Below are 18,480 nucleotides of genomic sequence, written 5' to 3' on the forward strand. Positions count from 1 at the left end.
GACAGGTGGACTTCCGGCTGACGGAGGACCAGGAGGCGCTGCGACGCGGCATGCGCGAGCTGCTGGCGGCACGCTTCGACGAGGCGGCGCTCCGCCGCGCGGCGGACGACGGGGCGGGGCTGGACGGGGCGCTGTGGCGGGAGCTGGGTGAGGCGGGGGTTTTCTCGCTCCGGATGGCCGAAGATTTGGGCGGCGTCGGGCTGGGCCTGCCCGAGGCGGTGCTCGTCTTCGAGGAGGCGGGAGCCGCACTGCTGCCGGGGCCGCTGGCCGCGAGCCACCTGGTGGCGGGGCTCGTACCGGGCGCGGCGGACGGGACGGTGATCGTCACCGCCGTGGACCTGGTGGAGCGCGGGATGGTCGAACACCTGGACTCGGCGGACGCCGTGCTGGTGCTCGGCGACACGGTACGGATGCTGGCACCGGGGGCGCTGCCCGCCGAGCCCGTACGCTCGCTCGACCCTCTCTCGCCGCTCCACCGGGTGCCGCCGCTTCATGGGATGCCGCCGCTCGACCGGGTGCCGGAGCCGCCGGGGGCCGGAGGGGAGCCGCCGGGGGCCGTCGGGGAGTTGCTGGAGGCGGACCCGGCGGTGCTGCGTCACCGGGCGGCGCTGCTCACGGCGGCACAGCAACTGGGCAGCGCCGCCCGCACGCTCCGGATGGCGGTCGGATACGCGAGCGGGCGCGAGCAGTTCGGACAGCCGATCGGCGCGTTCCAGGCCGTAAAGCATCTGTGCGCTGAAATGCTGGTCCGTTCGGAAACAGCCAGAAGTGTGGTTTACGCCGCCGCGGTCACAGAAGACCACGGTGAGATCCACGCCGCCAAGCTCCTCGCCGACGAGGCGGCTGTACAGAATGCCCGCGACTGTCTACAGGTCCACGGCGGGATGGGCTTCACATGGGAAGCCGAGGTCCATCTCCACCTGAAGCGGGCGTGGCTGCGCGCCGGGCAGTGGCTAACGGCTGTGACTGCTGAGGAGGAATTGGCATCAGCACTCTAATGCCCCTTCTGTGGAGGATGCCCGAATTTCTCCGAGAATTCGGCATTCCTTGACTACGCTGCGTTGATATCGCGTTGTGTCCGCAGCGTGACCAGTGCAAGCAGTAGATGACGTTCCGCTCCGGTAGGCTCGCTCAGGTGCGAGCGCCGCGTTTTCTCCCCACCGGGCGTGAGGGGTGGCCCGTTGTGAGAGGTGATGACCCCGATGACCAAGGAACAAAGGGTGTCCAGCGGATCGGTGCGGTGTCGTTCGACTTCCCGCGATCGGCGTCGCACAGTATGGGCTCCGTCTACTCCTTTGCGCCGGAATATGCCTGAAGCGCTTGTTGCGATCACTATGAGTCAACCATGCTGTTCCTCGTCGGGGTCACAATCCGTGACTTCGTGGAGACGCGAGGCGATGTGTCCGCCAGTTCGGATGGTGTGAGCGGTGCAGGTGCTTCTGGAGCAGTTGGAGATCGGGCCCGACCCGACGGAGGTGGGCCGCGCCAGGAGGTGGGCCAGGTCCCGGCTCGCGGGTGCCGGAGTGGACGCGGACGAGTCGCTCGCCGAGACGCTGATTCTGCTGATCTCGGAACTCGTCACCAATGCGGTTGTGCACACAGGTTGCCCGGCTGTGCTCTGCATGCTGTTGCCGAGCCAGTGCGCCGGCGCGGACGCGCGCGACGCCGTGGGCTCCGTACGGGTCGAGGTCGCGGACGCCAGCACCCACGCCCCGCAACGCCGTCAGGCGGAGGGCGAGGACACCAACGGCAGGGGTCTGGAGCTGGTTTCGGGGCTCGCGGACCGCTGGGGCTGGGAGCGTGAGCCGGGCGGCAAGCGGGTGTGGTGCGAACTGGACACGGTGCGGCCCGCGCTGGGCGGCGACTTCGCCCGTGGCAGCCGTCGTGGCCGCGTCCCGGAGGGCGGCCGTGGCTCCGGAGCCGACCGCTCGTGCACTGCCGGGGTGCTCTCCTCGCCGCTGTGGCTGGGCGCATTCGGCTGAGCACGCGCCGGGACAATGGGGATGAACTTCCCAAAGTCCAGACCAGGTGTTGACGTGTCGTGTCTGTTTGATCACCCTTGGGTGGAGCGATTCGCTGTGAGGGGACGGCGAGGAACGTGAGGTTCCTCGGCGAGTGCGGGTCGCGGTCCGACGTCAGCCTCTTCGGAGGCAGGGCCTGAACGTCGGAGCCGGGTGGCGGTCCGCTGTGCCGTGCTCGGGGTGCGCATACGCGCACCGCCACCCGTCCAGGGCCTGCCCTGGGAAGCCCCGCGACCCGGATGCCCCTCCAGGACTCACAGCACGGCGACGGGCGCTACCGGGGCGCCCACTCCGCCCGTGAACGGCTCCGGTTGTGCCGTCAGGAGGAAGGTGTGGCGGGCTTCCTCGGCGCAGGCTTCGGAGAGCTCCTCCAGGTTCCAGTTCTGGCCCTGGCGCATGCCCATCTCGACCAGGTGGAGGGCGTGTACCGGCATCCACAGGTCTTCGATCTCGGGTGGGAAGACCTCGAAGGTGAGGGTGTCGTTGGCGACGGCCGCCACGTCGCGGGTGTGGAACCACTCCGGGGTGCGCAGGGAGAGCCCGGGTGAGGGATAGGCGTAGGCGTCCTTGTCGCCTGCGAGGTAGTGCCGTAGCTGACCGGTGCGGATGAGCGCCACATCGCCGCGCCTCACGCGGGTGCCCGCGAACTCCTCGGCCACGTCCAGGTCCTCGGGGGTCACCACGTGCCCGCCCGCCAGGGACTCCTCGCCTCGGGCACGGGCGACGTCGAGGAGGACGCCGCGCGTGACCAGGGGGCGGCCCTTCTCGATGCCGCTGAAGGCGGCACCCGCGTGGGCGGTGACGGTGTCGGCGGGGCGGCCGTTGTAGAGCTTCCCCGAGTGCGAGACATGGGCCAGCCCGTCCCAGTGGGTCCCCGCCTGGAGGCCCATGGTGACGACATCGTCGCTGGTGGCCACCGTGCCCGGTCCGAACATCTCCAGGTTGAGCGCGACCATGGTGCGCAGCGGGTTGACCCGGCCCGGGATCATTCCCGTCTGCACGCCGTCCTGCTGGAGCGGCAGCGCGAGGGCGATGCTGCGGCCGGTGCGCACGGTGGCCACGGCGGCGCGCACCACGCCGTCCGTCACCAGATTGAGGGTGCCGGCCTCGTCATCCGCCCCCCAGCGGCCCCAGTTGTTCACGCGCTTGGCGATCTCGTCGAACTCGGGGCACTCCGCCGGAAGCGTCATCGGTCCTCCCCTGACTGCGTGTCTGACCGTGCGTCGGTACGGGTCTTGTGTTCGTGCGGTGCCTGCTCAAGAATCTAACGGTCCGTCAGAAAACGCGGGAAGGGGCGCGACGTGGGGAACTTCTTGGCCGGCAAGGTGGTCGCCGTGACGGGTGCCGGACGCGGCATCGGCCGCGCGGTGGCGCTGGCCTGCGCTGCTCAGGGAGCGAAGGTCGTCGTCAACGACTACGGCGTGTCCATCGAGGGCGGCACCCCCGAGAGCGAGGTGGCCGGTGCCGTGGTCAAGGAGATCCTCGCGGCGGGCGGCGAGGCGGTGGCCGTCGCCGACGACATCTCGACCATGGACGGCGGACAGCGCGTCGTGGACACCGCGCTGTCCCAGTACGGACGCCTCGACGGCGCCGTCTGCGTCGCCGGAATCCTGCGCGAGCGCATGCTCTTCAACATGAGCGAGGAGGAGTGGGACCCCGTCATCGCCACCCACCTCAAGGGCACCTTCACCCTCTTCCGCGCCGCCGCCGCCGTCATGCGCAAGCAGAAGAGCGGCACCCTCATCGGCTTCACCAGCGGCAACCACCAAGGCTCCGTCTCCCAGGCCAACTACTCGGCGGCCAAGGGCGGCATCATCTCCCTCGTCCGCAGCGCGGCGCTGGGCCTGCACAAGTACGGCGTCACCGCCAACGCCGTCGCCCCCGTCGCGCGCACCCGCATGTCGGCGAACGTCCCCATGGAGCTGAAGGAGATCGGTGAACCGGAGGATGTCGCACCCCTGGTCGTCTACCTCCTGAGCGACCGCGCCAGGGAGCAGGAGATCACCGGCCAGGTCTACACGGTGGCCGGACCCAAGATCGCCGTATGGGCCCAGCCACGCGAGCTGCGCGCTGCCTACGCCGACGGGTCCTGGACGCCCGAGCAGATCGCGGACTTCCTGCCCGGCACCGTCGGCACGGACCCCATGCCCATGTTGGAGCGGCTCAAGGAGATGGCCGAGGCCGCCGCCAGGAAGGACCGCCCCAACGCCTGACCCGCCCCGGGGCCCCGTCGGCCCGGCCTCGCCGGGCCGACGGGGAGAGGAGGACGCGTGGACTTCAGCTTCACCTCAGCGGACGAGGAATTCCGGGCCGAGGCCCGCGACTGGCTGCGTGCCCACCTCGTCGGCGCGTACGCGGCAGCGGCGGGCCGGGGCGGGCCCGGCAGCGAACACGAGGAAGGCCCGGTCCGCCACCGCTGGGAGCGCGAACTCGGCCGCGCCGGCTGGGTCGGCATCGGCTGGGACCGCACCCACGGCTCCTATGGCAACCGCGCCGCCACCCTCACCCAACAGGTCGTGTGGGCCGAGGAGTACGCCCGCGCCGGAGCGCCCGGCCGCGTCGGGCACATCGGCGAGAACCTCCTCGCCCCCACGCTCCTCGCCCACGGCACCGAGGCACAGCGCAAACGCTTCCTGCCTGCCGTCGCCCGCGGCGAGGAACTGTGGTGCCAGGGCTACAGCGAACCCGGTGCCGGATCCGACCTCGCGGGAGTGCGCACCTCGGCCGTCCGCGACGGCGGCGGGTCCTACCGCGTCACGGGGCAGAAGATCTGGACCTCCCTCGCCCACGAGGCCCACTGGTGCTTCGTGCTCGTCCGTACCGGACAGGGCACGAGCGGGCACCGGGGACTCTCCTTTCTGCTGGTGCCGATGGACCAGCCGGGCCGCATCGAGGTCCGGCCGATCCGTCAGATGTCGGGAACGAGCGAGTTCAACGAGGTCTTCTTCGACGGCGCGCTCGCCGAAGAGGACCACCGGGTGGGCGAGGAGGGCGACGGCTGGCGGGTGGCCATGTCCCTCCTCACCCTGGAGCGCGGCGTGTCCACCCTCGTCCAGCAGATCGGCTTCGCCGCCGAACTGGACCAGGTGCTGCGCCTCGCCCTGCGCACGGGAGCCGTCGAGCGCGACCCCGTGCTCCGCGACCGGCTCGTGCGGGCCTGGGCCGAGCTGCGGACCATGCGCTGGAACGCGCTCAGGACGCTGGGCGGTTCCGGGACCGGGGCCGTCCCGGGCGCGCCCAGTGTGGCCAAGCTGCTGTGGGGCGGCTGGCACCAGCGGCTCGGCGAGCTGGCGATGCAGGTGCGCGGGGCCGCGGCTGCCCTGGGGCCGCACGACTGGTCGCCGCACCGGCCCTACGAACTCGACGCCCTGCAACGCCTGTTCCTGTTCACCCGCGCCGACACCGTCTACGGCGGCTCGGACGAAATCCAGCGTGACATCCTCGCCCAGCGGGTGCTGGGCCTGCCGAGAGAGGCACGCACGTGACGACGGAAGCGAAGACCTACGCGCACTGGGTCGACGGTGCCTGGCACCGGCCCCCGGGCGGCCACTACCAGATCACCGACCCCGCCACCGAGGAGCCCGTAGGTCACGCACCCGAGGGTGGCTCCGGGGAGATCGACGCCGCCGTACGCGCGGCGCGCACCGCCCAGGAGGCGTGGGCACGTACCGGACCCCAGGAACGCTCCAGGGTTCTGGAGCGGATCGCGGATGTGCTCACCGAGCGCGGTCCCGAACTGGTGCCCCTGCTCCAGGCCGAGACCGGCGCCACCCTCAAGGTCGCCCGCGGCATGCAGATACCCACCGCCGCCGACCGCTTCCGCCGCTACGCGCGCGGCGCGCTGGAGCCGGACACCGTGCCGCTCGCGCCTCAGCCCGTCAAGGCCACCGCCCTCGCCCCCGGCGGACTGATAGGCGCGGCGGCCGTGCGCCGCCCCGTCGGTGTGGTCGGATGCATCACCTCCTACAACTTCCCTGTCGTGAACCTAGCGGGCAAGGTGGCGCCCGCGCTTGCCATGGGCAACGCTGTCGTGTGCAAGCCCGCACCGCAGGACCCGCTCAGCTGCCTGGAGCTGGGCCCACTTCTCCAGGAAGCCGGGCTGCCGGACGGGCTCTACAACGTCGTCACCGGATCCGGGTCCGCGCCGGGCGAGGCCCTGGTCGCGCACCCGGATGTGGACATGATCAGCTTTACGGGCTCCACCTCCGTGGGAAAGAAGATCGCTGAAGTCGCCGGCCGGACGATGAAACGCACCCTCATGGAACTGGGCGGTAAGGGTGCGGCGTTGGTGCTGGACGATGCGGACGACGGCATCCGCAAAGCAGCTCTGGGCTCGGTCGCCTCGACCTGGACCTTTCACAGTGGCCAGATCTGCACGGCGCCGACGCGCGTGCTCGTACACCGCTCGCACTACGACGAGTTCGTGACTGCCCTTGCACAGTACGCCGCCGCACTGACACTCGGCGATCCCACAAAAGAGCGAACCGTCGTCGGGCCGCTCATCTCCGCCGCCCAGCGCGACCGCGTCGAGGCATACATCGAGGGCGCGCGCGAGCAGGGCGCCAAGATCCTGGCGGGCGGCACGCGCCCCACCGGGCCCGCCACCGGTTTCTACGTCGCTCCCACGCTGATCGGCGACGTCACGCCGGAGATGACCGTCGCCCGCGAGGAGCTGTTCGGCCCCGTCGTGGTCGCCCTCCCGTTCGAGGACGACGAGGAAGCCGTACACCTCGCCAACGGCACCCCTTACGGGCTCTACGACTACGTCTTCAGCGGCGACGCGGGCCGCGCCTGGCGGCTGGCGGAGCGCCTCCGCAGCGGCAACGTCGGTATCAACACGGCGCAGCGGCACCCCGAGACCCCGTTCGGCGGGTTCAAGGAGTCCGGGATCGGCCGCGACGGCGGCTCGTTCGGGCTGCACGCCTACAGCGAGTTCCAGTCCGTCGTCTGGCCGTCGTGACCAAGTGAGGGGGAGGGAAGTGCCATGAGAGGCGTCATCCTGGAAGGCGAGCACGCACAGGTTGTGGACGACCTGGAGGTCCGCGCACCGGGCCCCGGCGAGGTGCTCGTGGGCATACGCGCCGCGGGGCTGTGTCACAGCGACCTGTCGGTGATCGACGGAACGATTCCCTTCCCCCGGCCGGTGGTCCTCGGACACGAGGGGGCCGGGGTCGTCGAGGCTGTCGGCGACGGCGTCGCGCACGTCGGGCCGGGTGATCATGTGGCCCTGTCCACCATCGCCAACTGCGGGGCCTGCGGCGAGTGCGCGCGGGGCCGGCCGACCATGTGCCGCCGGGCGATCGGCCGGCCCGAACAGCCCTTCTCACGCGGCGGCAGCCCCCTCTACAACTTCGCCTCGAACTCCGCCTTCGCCGAGCTCACCCTCGTCAAGGCCGTCCAGGCGACCCGGATTCCCGAGGAAATCCCGCTGACCTCGGCCGCGCTCATCGGCTGCGGTGTGCTCACCGGCGTCGGCGCCGTCCTCAACAGGGCCCAGGTCGGGCAGGGCGAGACCGTCGTGGTGATCGGTGTCGGCGGCATCGGCCTCAACGTGATCCAAGGGGCGCGGATCGCGGGGGCCGCGCGGATCATCGCCGTGGACGCCAACCCCGACAAGGACGCGGTGGCCCGGCAGTTCGGGGCGACGCACTTCATCGACGCGTCGGCGGCCGACGACACCGTGTCCGCCGTCAAGGAGATCCTGCCGACCGGCGCTGATCACGCGTTCGAGTGCGTGGGGAACACCGCGCTCGTGCGGCAGGCCGTCGACCTGCTCGACAGGCACGGGCAGGCGGTGCTGCTCGGGATGCCCGCGCCCGACGCCGAAGCGTCGTTCCTGCCCGCGTCGATGTTCCTGGACAAGTCCATCCTCGGATGCCGCTACGGATCCTCGCGCCCGCCGCGTGACATCGCGCTGTACGCGGACCTGTACCAGCAGGGGCGGTTGCTGCTGGACGAACTCGTCACCGAGGTCTATCCGGTGGAAGATTTCGACAAGGCGGCGGACGACGCACACCACGGGAGGGTGGCGCGCGGGGTCCTCACCTTCTGAGCGTCCCCTCTGCCGACGGGCGGCGCGTCAAGCCGCGGTCTCTCCCGCCGCCGCCGGCTCCGACTCCTCCGTCGGCGCCGCTGTATCCGATGCCGCCGTGTCCGGCTCCGCGCGGAACGTACGGCGGTAGGCGCGCGGGGAGACGCCGAGTGCGGCGTGCAGGTGCTGACGCAGGGAGGCCGCCGTTCCGAACCCGCTGTCCGCCGCGATGCGCTCGACCGGCAGGTCGGTCTCCTCGAGGAGGTACCGGGCCCGCTCGATGCGCTGCTGGGTCAGCCAGCGCAGCGGCGTGACCCCGGCTTCCTCGCGGAAGCGTCGGGTGAAGGTCCGGATGCTCATGGATTCCTGTGCGGCCAGTTCGCGCAGGGTGATGGGTCGTTCGAGCTGTTTCAGTGCCCAGGCGCGGGCTGTGCCGGTGGAGGCGAGTCCGGGTTGGGGGACGGGCCTTCGGATGAACTGTGCCTGTCCGCCGTCCCGGTGGGGCGGTACCACTGTGCGGCGTGCCACCTCGTTGGCGACGGCGGCCCCGTGATCGCCACGGATCATGTGCAGGCACAGGTCGATGCCCGCCGCCTCCCCGGCCGAGGTCAGCACCGAACCGCAGTCCACATAGAGCACATCGGGGTCGAGAGCGACGTTCGGATACAGGGCGCGGAAGTCGTCGGTCGACATCCAGTGCGTCGTCGCGCGCTTGCCGTCCAGGAGACCCGCCGCCGCCAGTACGAAGGCGCCGGTGCAGATGGACGCGATCCGTGTGCCGGGGGTGATACGGGCGAGCGCCACGCGGAGGGGCTCGGGCAGGCGGCCCGCGGTCTCGGTCTTGTCCGGCTCGTGGGTGGCCGGGATGAGGACGGTGTCCGCCTCGGCCAGTGCCTGCGCTCCGTGTGCCACGTGGATGGGAAAGTCGGCGTCCGTGCGGACAGGTCCCGGCTCGACGGCGCAGGTGACCACCTCGTAGAGCGGCTCGCCTCCGGAGGAGGCAGCACGGCCGAACATCTGGTGGATCAGGCCGAGTTCCATGGGCACCACCCCGTGCCTGACCAGCACCGCGACCCGGTGCCGCCCGGGGTGTGTGAAGACGGGTGCGGTCGCGTTCACGGGAGGGTGCACGGCGGTCTCCTCAGCGCTCGGTCTTCCCTGTCGGCCCTCGTCCCTCGTCCCTGGCCCCTCATCCCTCATCCCTCGGCCCCGCCGTTGACACCCGCGCCCGCCCGGATGCCGCTGCCTTCGGCGTCCCTCCGGATGCTGCCGGTTTCTGCGCTCGCCCGGATGCTGCCATTCGCGTCCGCCCGGAACGTGCGCCGGTAGGCGCTCGGCGACACTCCCAGTGCCGTCTGGAAGTGCATCCGGAGGGTGGCAGCGGAGCCGAATCCCGCGCGCTGGGCGATCTGGTCGACCGACAGACCGGTCTCCTCCAGCAGCTGGCGGGCCCGCTCGGTCCGCTGCTGGGTGAGCCACTGCTGCGGGCTGATACCGGCTTCCTCGCGGAAGCGTCGGGTGAAGGTCCGGATGCTCATGGATTCCTGTGCGGCGAGTTCGCGCAGGGTGATGGGTCGTTCGAGCTGTTTCAGTGCCCAGGCGCGGGCTGTGCCGGTGGAGGCGAGTCCGGGTTGGGGGACGGGCCTTCGGATGAACTGTGCCTGTCCGCCGTCCCGGTGGGGCGGTACCACTGTGCGGCGTGCCACCTCGTTGGCGACGGCGGCCCCGTGATCGCAGCGGATCATGTGCAGGCACAGATCGACCCCCGAGGCGATCCCGGCCGAGGTCAGCACCGAGCCCTCGTCGACGTAGAGGACATCCGAGTCGAGCCGGACGTCGGGGAACAGCCGCTGGAAGCGCTTGCTGGAGCGCCAGTGCGTCGTCGCGCGCTTGCCGTCCAGGAGCCCGGCAGAGGCCAGTACAAAGGCGCCTGTGCAGATCGAGGCGATACGGGTGACCGGCCGGATACGCGCGAAGGCGTCGGCCAGCCCGGGGCTCATCGTGCCCCGGACGTACGGCTCGTCCCGTTCGTGCGCGGCGGGCACGATGACCGTGTCCGCCTCGGCCAGTGCCTCGGGGCCGTGGTCCACATTGATGGTGAAGTCCCCATCCGTGCGGATCACGCCGGGGCGGACCGCGCAGGTCACGACCTCGTACAGCGGCTCCTCCGAGGCCGAACCCGCCTTGCCCATCAGGGCGTGCGGGATACCCAGCTCGATCGGCAGCAGTCCGTGGCGCACGAGGACGGCGACCCGGTGGAGACCCGGACGGGTGAAGACGGCCATGGCCCGATCCTCGCACATAGTGGCTCTCGGGCCACTCGTTCCTGTCCTGTCCTGGCTGGAAGCTGGTCCGCGTGACTCAGACTCTCTCCCCGCAGCCGTCCGCCGAGGGCGGTGCCGGCACCCCGTCCCCGGAGAAGCCCTCCGGCAGAGCGCCGAGCAGGATCCACCGCGCCTGGTGGGTCGCGCTCGTCTGCTTCGTCGCGCTCGTCGGCGCAGCCGGTTTCCGGGCCACACCCAGCGTGTTCATCGACCCGCTCAACGAGGAGTTCGGCTGGTCGCACGGCACGATCTCGTTCGCCGTCGGCCTCAACGTCCTGCTGTACGGGCTGACGGCGCCGTTCGCCTCCGCGCTGATGGAGCGGTACGGCATACGCCAGATCGTCAGCGCCGCGCTGCTGCTGATCTCGGCGGGCAGCGGGCTGACCGTCTTCATGCACGCCGAATGGCAGCTCGTGCTGTGCTGGGGCGTGCTGGTCGGCGTCGGCTCGGGCTCCATGGCGCTCGCGTTCGCCGCCACGGTCACCAACCGCTGGTTCGTCGCCCGGCGCGGTCTGGTGAGCGGCATCCTGACCGCGGGAAGCGCCACTGGACAGCTGGTCTTCCTGCCGCTGCTGGCGCTGCTGGTGGAGAACTCCGGATGGCGCACCGCCTCCCTGGTCGTGTGCGGGGCCGCACTGGCGGTCGTGCCGCTGGTGGTGTGGCTTTTGCACGACCATCCGGAGGACGTCGGGCTGCGCCCCTACGGGGCCGGAGCCGACCACGTCCCGCCGGAGTCCGGGACGAGCGGCGCGGCCCTCCGCACCCTGAAAGCCCTGTCCACGGCGGCGCGCACCAAGGTCTTCTGGCTGCTGGCCGGGTCCTTCGCGATCTGTGGTGCCTCCTCCAGCGGCCTGATGGGCACCCACTTCGTGCCGGCGGCGCACGACCACGGGATGGCCGTACCGGTGGCCGCCTCCCTGCTCGCCCTCATCGGGGTGCTCGACCTGGTCGGGACGATCGCCTCCGGATGGCTCACCGACCGCTTCGACGCGCGCAGGCTGCTCGCGGTCTACTACGCGCTGCGCGGGCTCTCGCTGCTCGTGCTGCCGATGCTCTTCGCCCAGAGCGTGCAGCCGCCCATGCTCTTCTTCATCGTCTTCTACGGCCTCGACTGGGTCGCGACGGTGCCGCCCACGATGGCGCTGTGCAGGGAGCACTTCGGGGAGGACGGCGCGATCGTCTTCGGCTGGGTCCTCGCCTCGCACCAGGCGGGTGCTTCGGCGATCGCTTTCGCGGCGGGGCTGGTACGGGACTTCACCGGGACCTACGACCTGGCCTGGACCGGCGCGGGGGTGCTGTGTGCGATGGCCGCGCTGATGGCGCTGCTGGTCGGACGCCGGGTGGCCGCGGCGTAGTCGGGTGCGGCCGGATACCAGGTGCGATCAGGCGCGGCCAGGGAGCGGCCAGGGACAGTCGGATGTGACCAGGGAGGCGGCCGGGGCGATCGGGCGTGGCCAGATTCTTGCACTTGTCGTCCATCCGGTCACTCGTTTCCCGAGGAGCCCCGGAGCACGATCGATCACATGAAGACGCTGTGGATATTCGCTCATCCGGAAGAACGCTCCTTCAACGCCTCCCTGCGCGACACCGGCATCGCGGCGCTGCGCGAACAGGGTCACCAGGTGAAGGAGTCCGACCTGTACGCCATGGGCTGGAAGCCGGTCATCGACGGTGCGGACTTCCCCCAGGAGGCCGACGGCCGTCTCCTTGTGGGTGAAGCCCAGGAGCGGGCCTACGTCACCGGCGGGCTCAGCCCGGACATCCGCGAGGAACAGGAGAAGCTCGCCTGGGCCGACACCCTGGTCTTCCAGTTCCCGCTGTGGTGGATGGGCCCACCGGCGATCCTGAAGGGCTGGTTCGACAGGGTGTTCACGCAGGGCTTCGCCTTCGGCGTCAAAGACGCGGAGGGGAACGCCCGCCGCTACGGCGACGGAGGGCTCGCGGGCAAGCGTGCGACGGTCATCACCTCCGTCGGCGCCCGCTCCTCCAGCTTCGGCCCGCGCGGCATCCACGGCCACGTCGACGAGGTGCTCTTCCCCCTGCACCACGGCACGTTCTGGTACACGGGCATGGAGGCGCTGCCGCCCTTCGTCGTCTACGGGGCCGACCGGCTCACCGAGGAGGAGTACGCGCCGTACGAGGCCCAGCTGCGCGACCACCTGCTCGGACTGCCCACGGCCGAACCGCTGCCCTTCCGGCACGAGCGGGGCGGGGACTACGACGAGGACCTCGTGCTCAGGCCCGGGATCGAGCCGGAGCGCACCGGCTTCGCGATCCACTCGCCGGCGCGTGGCGAGGCGGCGGCCGGGAAGCGGCGGCATCCGGAGGGCCGTCCCAGGGGCCGTAGCGGGGTGTCGGTCCAGTAGCCGGGTGTGGGCCTGGAGGTCCGGCGCCGGACACGTCCCGGAGGGCGCTGCCCCGCTACGGCCGGGGGGCCGGCCTCGGGGAGAAGGTCCCCAGGGTGCCGCGGTGGAAGACCAGCGGGGCGGCCTCGTCCTCCGCGGCATCCAGCGCGCGTACGCGGCCGACCACGATCAGGTGGTCACCGCCCGTGTGCACCGCGTGGATCTCGCAGTCGATCCAGGCGGACACGCCCTCCAGCAGCGGCGAGCCCGTCTCCGGTGCGGGGGAGTGCGCCACTCCCGCGAACTTGTCCGCGCCGCTCACCGCGAAAGCGCGGCACAGCTCGCTCTGGCCGGCCGAGAGGACGTTCACGCAGAAGACGCCGGCGCGCGCGATACGCGGCCACGTCGTGGACGTGCGGCCCACCATGAACGACACGAGGGGCGGCTCCAGCGAGAGCGAGGCGAAGGACTGGCAGGCGAATCCGGCGGGGCCGGCCTCACCCTCGGCCGCGGGCGCCGTCACCACGGTGACCCCGGAGGCGAAGTCGCCCAGGACCCGGCGGAAGCGCGCCGGGTCGACCGGCGCCCGCTCGTCCTCGCGCACGGCGCGCAGGTCGGGCCGGGGGAGCGCCCCCGGCGCGCCCGGTCCGGCCTGGGGTCCGGGGCCGGGCGCGGGGTGCGGCGCGGCCGTGGTCGATGAGCCGACGGCGCGCAGATAGCGCACCGCGGTGGCTGCCATACCGGCGTGTCCCATCATGGCTTCATTGAATCTGATGCTCCGTCAGTTTGGAAGGCTCGCGGGAGCCCCGTGTGCGCTCACGGGAGCCCTGTATGCGCTCACGGGAGCCTTGTATACGGCGGGAGTTCCCGCCCCGTGGGCGGGAGTTCCCGAATCTCGTGGAGTTGTCGCATCCAGCGTAGCGAGGTCCCGCTCTACCGCCCCTCGAACCGCGGGGTACGCCGCTGGACGAAGGAGTCGACGCCCTCGCGCGCGTCCCGGGTGGTCATGTTGATCTCCTGTGCCGTCGCCTCCGAGGCGAAGGCGACGGCGCGGCCCGCGTCCAGCGACTCGTTGACCAGCCGCTTGGTGAGTGCGAGGGCGCGGGTCGGGCCGGTGGCCAGGCGCTCGGCCCAGGCGCGCGCGGTCTTGGCCAACTCGTCGGCGGGCACGACGAGGTTGACCAGACCGAGCCGTTCCGCTTCGGCGGCCGGCAGCGAATCCCCGAAGAACATCAGCTCCTTGGCCTTCTGCGGGCCGATCAGCCGGGGCAGCAGATAGGCGCCGCCACCGTCCGGCACCAGGCCCCGGCGTACGAAGACCTCCACGAACGCGGTGCCTTCCGCTGCCAGTACGAGGTCGCAGGCCAGCGCCAGGTGGCAGCCGAGGCCGGCGGCGGTGCCGTTGATGGCGGCGAGCACCGGCTTTTCGCAGTCCAGCACCGCGCCGACCAGCCGCTGCGCGCCCCGCTCGATCACGCGGGCGACGTCGCCCGCGATCCGCTCGCCGCCCGCGCCCGGGGTGCCCTTGAGGTCGGCGCCGGCGCAGAAACCCCGGCCCCGCGCGGTGAGGACGACGGCGCGCACGGCGGGGTCGGCGGAGGCTTCCGAGAGCAGCGAGATGAGGCGTTCCCGCTGGTCCCAGGTGAGGGCGTTCATGGCGTGCGGGCGGTCGAGGGTGATCCACGAGACCCCGTTGTCAGTGGCCTGGGTTACAACTTTCTCCAGGGATTGCTCCACGGGTTCCTCACGGGGGGAAGACGTCATGAAACAGCTCCTTTCAACGACGACGATGACGCCGCGCGGCTCGCCGGCGGCTGCCTCACCATCGGCTGCCTCACCTTCGGCCGGTGCGCCCGAGGTCGCCTCACCGGCAGATCGCCAGCGCGTCGAGTGCCACCGCGCCCTGGCCGCGCGGCAGGACGACCAGGGGATTGATGTCCAGCTCCGCCAGCCCGCCCGAGCTGTGGGGCCCGCTCAGCTCCAGCGCCATGCGCTGGACTCGCAGAACGACCTCCACCAGGGCGTCGACGTCGGCGGGCGGCCTCCCCCGTACGCCGTCGAGGAGCGCCGCGCCGCGCAGTTCGCCGAGCATGGCGCGGGCCTGGTCCTCGCCGAAGGGCGGGACGCCCACGGCCGCGTCCCGCAGCACCTCCACCAGCACCCCGCCGAGCCCCACGGTCACCGTCGGGCCGAACAGCTCGTCCTGGGTGATGCCGACGACCATCTCCACGCCGGGGTCGACCATCTGGCACACGAGTACGCCGTCCAGATCGATGTCCTCCTGGCGGGCGATGTCGGTCAGCTCCCGATAGGTGTCGCGGACCTGGCTGGCCGAGGTGAGCCCGATCCTGACCAGCCCGTACTCACTCTTGTGGGCGAGCTGGGGCGCGGAAGCCTTCATGACGACCGGGTAGCCGACCTGCGCGGCCGAGCGCACCGCGCCCGCCGCGCTGGTGCACAGCTGTTCGCGCGGTACGCGGATGCCGTACGCCCGCAGAAGCTGCTTGCCCGCGTGCTCGCTCAGCTGCTGTCCCGGGCGAAGCAGTGCCTGCGCCTTGCGCAGGGAGGGCGAGGGCGTGCGGGGCGCGTCCTCGAAGGGGGAGCGGTAGCCGCGGCGGAAGCGGTGGTGTCCCAGGTAGGCCCGCACGGCGGTCACGCAGTTGGCGAACGTACGGAAGGTGGCGACGCGGGAGGAGCCCAGGAGGGTGTGCCGGTAGGCGTCCTCGGTACCGACGGGCGATCCCCAGATGACGCAGATGAGCTTGTCCGTCTCCTCGGCCGCAGCCACGAGGTCGCGGGCGAGCTTGTCGCTCATGGGAGGGAAGGGCCCGGTGATGGGACAGATGAGCACGCCGACGCCGGGGTCGGCCAGGATCGCGTCGATGATCTTGCGTCCGCGCCAGTCGCCCACCGGATGCCCGCCGTTGTCGACCGGATTGGAGACGTTGAGGTAGTCGGGAACCCACTGGTGCAGCTCGGTCTGCTTGGCCTCGCTGAGTGTGGGGAGGCTGAGTCCGGCGGACGTGGCCAGGTCGGCGAAGTGGGCGCCGGTGCCGCCGGATATCGAATAGACGGCCACGCCCTCCGCCCGGGGCGGCCGGGCGCGGGCCAGCAGCGCCGCGGTGTCCTGAAGCTCGTCGAGCCCGTCCACCCTGATCACGCCGTACTGCCGCATCGCGGCGTCCACGGTGGCGTCGGCGCCGGTCAGCTTTCCGGTGTGCGAGGCGGCGGTGCGCGCACCCGTCTCTGTGCGGCCGACCTTCACCGCTACCACCGGCACACCGTTGCGCGCCGCGCGGTCGGCGGCCAGGAGAAAGCTGCGGCCGTCCTTGAGCCCTTCCACATACGCGGCGACGGCTCCGACCTCGGGGCGCGTGGCGAAATAGGAGAGGAAATCGGCCGTCTCCAGGTCCGCCTCGTTCCCGGTCGGTGCCCAGTGTGAGAGCCGGATGCCCAGCTCCTGGAGGGCGAAGACGGGCCGTCCCTGGTGGCCCGACTGCGTGATCAGCGCGATCGCGGGGCCCTCCAGGTCGTCGCGGAAGTGCTCGAAGGCGTTGAGGTTGGTGTTCGGGCCCAACAGCCTCAGCCCCGAGCCGGCTGTGACGCGGGCGAGCCGGTCCTGCGCGTCCGCGCCGTCCTCGCCGGTCTCGGCGAAGCCGGAGGCGAAGGCGACGGCGAACTTCGTCTTCGTCTCGACCAGCTGCTCGACCACCGGCAGCGGGTCGGCGACGAGCAGTACGGCGAGGTCCACGGGCTCGGGCAGGTCCGCGACGGTGGGCGCGCAGGGCAGCCCGAAGACGGTGCTCCGCTTCGGGTGCACGGGGTGCAGCCGCGCCCCGACCCGCTCCGCCCAGGCCAGAAGCTGCCGCGTGATCCCGGTGTTGGGCCGCCCCTCGGCGTCGGAGGCGCCCACGACGGCCACGGCCTCGGGCCGGAAGAACCGGTCCAGGTCGGGTACGGGCGCGTGCAGCGGACGTCCGCTGACGTCCAGGTCTTCGCTGTCGGTCCTGCCGTGTACGGCACCGATGCCGGCGTTGCCCTGCTCGCCGCAGGCCAGCACGCGTGCCGAGCGGGGGGTCGTGGTGAGGGTGCCGTGAGTAGATCCGAGCATCGTTCTCGCCCACTCCTGTGTGGTGGCCAACGCAACTGACGCTGTGTCAGATTACTGAACTGACGCAGTGTCAGGAAGTGGGCGAACGAGCGTTGTCCGAACGAGGGGGGCGCAACCGGGGGGCACCGTCCCGCCCCCTCACCCTTGACCCACGCTCACCTCGACCGCTCGCCCTCGCCCTCGCCCTCGCCGGGCCCCGCGCTCGTCCGCGACCCCGTGCTCGCCCTCACCTGACCCTGGGCTCACTCGACCCCGCGCTCGCCCTCGATCCCCCGCTCGCCCTCAACCCCGCGCTCGCCCTCAACGCGTCCTGCGGGCGATCGCGCGGGCTATGCGGCGGGCTTCGAGGGTGAGTTCGCGGAGGGCGCCGCTCAGGGGGTTGGTGTAGCCGGTGAAGTACAGGTCCGGGGCGGCGGGGTGGGTGTGGGCGCCGTGGGGGAGGGGGTTGCCTCGGTCGTCGAGGATGCCGAGGCCCCCGAGGAGGCCGTCGAGGCCGCGACGGTAGCCGGTGGCGGCGATCACGACCTGCGGGTTGACCGTCTCCCCGTCGCTGAGCAGCACCTTCCCCTCCTCGAACGCCTCGACGGCGGCCACGGGTTCGACCCGCCGCGCGCGGACCGCCTCGATAAGCCCCACGTCGAGCACCGGGATCGCCCCTTCCCGGGCGCGGGTGTAGAGCCCGGTCTCCGGGCGCGGCAGCCCATAGGGGGCCAGGTCGGGTACCGATATCCGGCCGAGGTACGCCGCGAGGCGGTCCATCAGGCGGACCGGTAGCCGGCGGCAGAGGATCGCGCTGCGCTGGGCGGGCCAGCCCAGGGTGGAGCGGCGCAGGATGTGCGGGGGTGTGCGTACGGCGAGGCGGACGCGCGCCGCGCTTGAGGCGGCCAGGTCCGCCGCGATCTCGGCTCCGGTGTTCCCCGCGCCGACGACCAGCACGTCCTTGCCCTCGAAGGGGTCGGGGGAGCGGTAGCGGCAGGCGTGCAGCAACTCGCCGGTGAAGCTGTCGCGGCCGGGCCAGGCGGGGAGGTGGGGAGTGTGGTTGAAGCCGGTGGCGATGACGACGGCGGGGCCGCTGAGCCGCCGCCCGCCGTTGGCGTGCAGCACCCACTGGTCCCCGCGCCGCTCGACCGTGTCGACCTCCACACCGGTGGCGACCTCGATCCTGTGGTGTTCCGCGTACCGCTCCAGGTAGCGCACCACGTCCGCGCGGGCGACCCAGCGGCCGTAGGAGCGGGGGATCGGCAGTCCGGGGAGGGCGGAGTGGGTGCGGGCCGTGTGCAGGTGCAGTCGTTCGTAGTGGGAGCGCCAGGAGGTGCCGACGGAGTCGCTCTTCTCCAGGACCACCGCGCCGATCCCCCGCTCCTGGAGCGCCGCGGCCGTGGCCAGGCCGCCGGGCCCGGCGCCGAGAACATGGACGGGAGTGCCGCTGTCCGACATGGGCATGGCGACGATCGTAATCGGCTCGTGTGCCCCGTCGAGGGGGAGAATCCGCCATCAGCCCGCCGTGGGGCGGGCAGGAAGCCGCCGCGAACCCGTCGTCGTCCGCCTCTTGCGCCCCGTGTCCGGATCCGGTGAACTGACGTACCGTCAGATCGCGCCGGGCCCGGCCACACCCGCAGGACCGAAGTCCGAGGTCCGAGGTCCGGAG

At 71.6% G+C, this 18,480-nt stretch carries 15 protein-coding genes; 8 read left to right on the forward strand and 7 right to left on the reverse strand.

Going from position 1 to position 18,480, the window contains the following annotated elements; all coding sequences use genetic code 11:
• The first annotated feature begins 5 nt into the window (after positions 1–5).
• Entirely contained in the window at positions 6–998 is a 993-nt protein-coding gene (locus tag OHB04_RS23660) for an acyl-CoA dehydrogenase family protein (protein ID WP_326692867.1), read from the forward strand.
• Between the two features lie 429 nt (positions 999–1,427).
• Entirely contained in the window at positions 1,428–1,982 is a 555-nt protein-coding gene (locus OHB04_RS23665) for an ATP-binding protein (RefSeq protein WP_326689657.1), read from the forward strand.
• Between the two features lie 293 nt (positions 1,983–2,275).
• Here OHB04_RS23665 and OHB04_RS23670 read toward each other — a convergent pair whose 3' ends face one another.
• Positions 2,276–3,211: a cyclase family protein gene (locus OHB04_RS23670; RefSeq protein WP_326808238.1), complete on the reverse strand. Its 936-nt coding sequence runs from the start codon at positions 3,209–3,211 to the stop codon at positions 2,276–2,278.
• 111 nt (positions 3,212–3,322) lie between these two features.
• Here OHB04_RS23670 and OHB04_RS23675 point away from each other — a divergent pair, with 111 nt between their 5' ends.
• From OHB04_RS23675 to OHB04_RS23690, 4 genes are read left to right on the forward strand one after another with little or no spacing between them, the layout of a single operon-like run.
• A complete protein-coding gene (locus OHB04_RS23675; protein WP_326808239.1) occupies positions 3,323–4,234 on the forward strand; it encodes an SDR family oxidoreductase in 912 nt (303 codons plus the stop codon).
• Between the two features lie 57 nt (positions 4,235–4,291).
• Complete coding sequence (locus tag OHB04_RS23680; RefSeq protein WP_326689660.1) at positions 4,292–5,506, forward strand: acyl-CoA dehydrogenase family protein; 1,215 nt, start codon at positions 4,292–4,294, stop codon at positions 5,504–5,506.
• Positions 5,503–6,981, forward strand: coding sequence for an aldehyde dehydrogenase family protein (locus OHB04_RS23685; RefSeq protein WP_326808240.1), 1,479 nt, complete (start codon positions 5,503–5,505; stop codon positions 6,979–6,981). The genes OHB04_RS23680 and OHB04_RS23685 overlap by 4 nt, the downstream gene beginning before the upstream one ends.
• A gap of 24 nt (positions 6,982–7,005) precedes the next feature.
• The gene (locus OHB04_RS23690; protein WP_326808241.1) at positions 7,006–8,073 is read left to right on the forward strand and encodes a Zn-dependent alcohol dehydrogenase; all 1,068 of its coding nucleotides are present in this window, start codon (positions 7,006–7,008) and stop codon (positions 8,071–8,073) included.
• A 27-nt stretch (positions 8,074–8,100) separates the two neighbouring features.
• Here the strand turns inward: OHB04_RS23690 and OHB04_RS23695 are convergent, their stop codons facing one another.
• Entirely contained in the window at positions 8,101–9,183 is a 1,083-nt protein-coding gene (locus tag OHB04_RS23695) for a GlxA family transcriptional regulator (RefSeq protein ID WP_326808242.1), read from the reverse strand.
• A gap of 65 nt (positions 9,184–9,248) precedes the next feature.
• Positions 9,249–10,337: a GlxA family transcriptional regulator gene (locus OHB04_RS23700; protein ID WP_326689664.1), complete on the reverse strand. Its 1,089-nt coding sequence runs from the start codon at positions 10,335–10,337 to the stop codon at positions 9,249–9,251.
• 71 nt (positions 10,338–10,408) lie between these two features.
• Between OHB04_RS23700 and OHB04_RS23705 the strand changes: the two genes are divergently transcribed.
• Positions 10,409–11,731 carry an MFS transporter gene (locus OHB04_RS23705; RefSeq protein ID WP_326808243.1) on the forward strand — a complete coding sequence of 441 codons (1,323 nt, stop codon included), beginning with the start codon at positions 10,409–10,411 and terminating at the stop codon, positions 11,729–11,731.
• 168 nt (positions 11,732–11,899) lie between these two features.
• Positions 11,900–12,742 carry an NAD(P)H-dependent oxidoreductase gene (locus OHB04_RS23710; RefSeq protein WP_326689666.1) on the forward strand — a complete coding sequence of 281 codons (843 nt, stop codon included), beginning with the start codon at positions 11,900–11,902 and terminating at the stop codon, positions 12,740–12,742.
• 55 nt (positions 12,743–12,797) lie between these two features.
• Here OHB04_RS23710 and OHB04_RS23715 read toward each other — a convergent pair whose 3' ends face one another.
• The 4 genes from OHB04_RS23715 to OHB04_RS23730 all read right to left on the reverse strand — a co-directional run bounded on the left by OHB04_RS23715 (position 12,798) and on the right by OHB04_RS23730 (position 18,269).
• Positions 12,798–13,460 carry a flavin reductase family protein gene (locus tag OHB04_RS23715; protein ID WP_326692868.1) on the reverse strand — a complete coding sequence of 221 codons (663 nt, stop codon included), beginning with the start codon at positions 13,458–13,460 and terminating at the stop codon, positions 12,798–12,800.
• Between the two features lie 194 nt (positions 13,461–13,654).
• Entirely contained in the window at positions 13,655–14,485 is an 831-nt protein-coding gene (locus tag OHB04_RS23720; RefSeq protein WP_326808244.1) for an enoyl-CoA hydratase/isomerase family protein, read from the reverse strand.
• Positions 14,486–14,585: 100 nt separating this feature from the next.
• The gene (locus OHB04_RS23725) at positions 14,586–16,832 is read right to left on the reverse strand and encodes an acetate--CoA ligase family protein (protein WP_326689668.1); all 2,247 of its coding nucleotides are present in this window, start codon (positions 16,830–16,832) and stop codon (positions 14,586–14,588) included.
• A 300-nt stretch (positions 16,833–17,132) separates the two neighbouring features.
• On the reverse strand, positions 17,133–18,269 hold the full coding sequence (locus OHB04_RS23730) for a flavin-containing monooxygenase (protein ID WP_326692869.1): 1,137 nt from the start codon (positions 18,267–18,269) through the stop codon (positions 17,133–17,135).
• Between the last annotated feature and the right edge of the window lie 211 nt (positions 18,270–18,480).

This window comes from Streptomyces sp. NBC_01775 (assembly GCF_035917675.1).
Classification (GTDB): domain Bacteria; phylum Actinomycetota; class Actinomycetes; order Streptomycetales; family Streptomycetaceae; genus Streptomyces.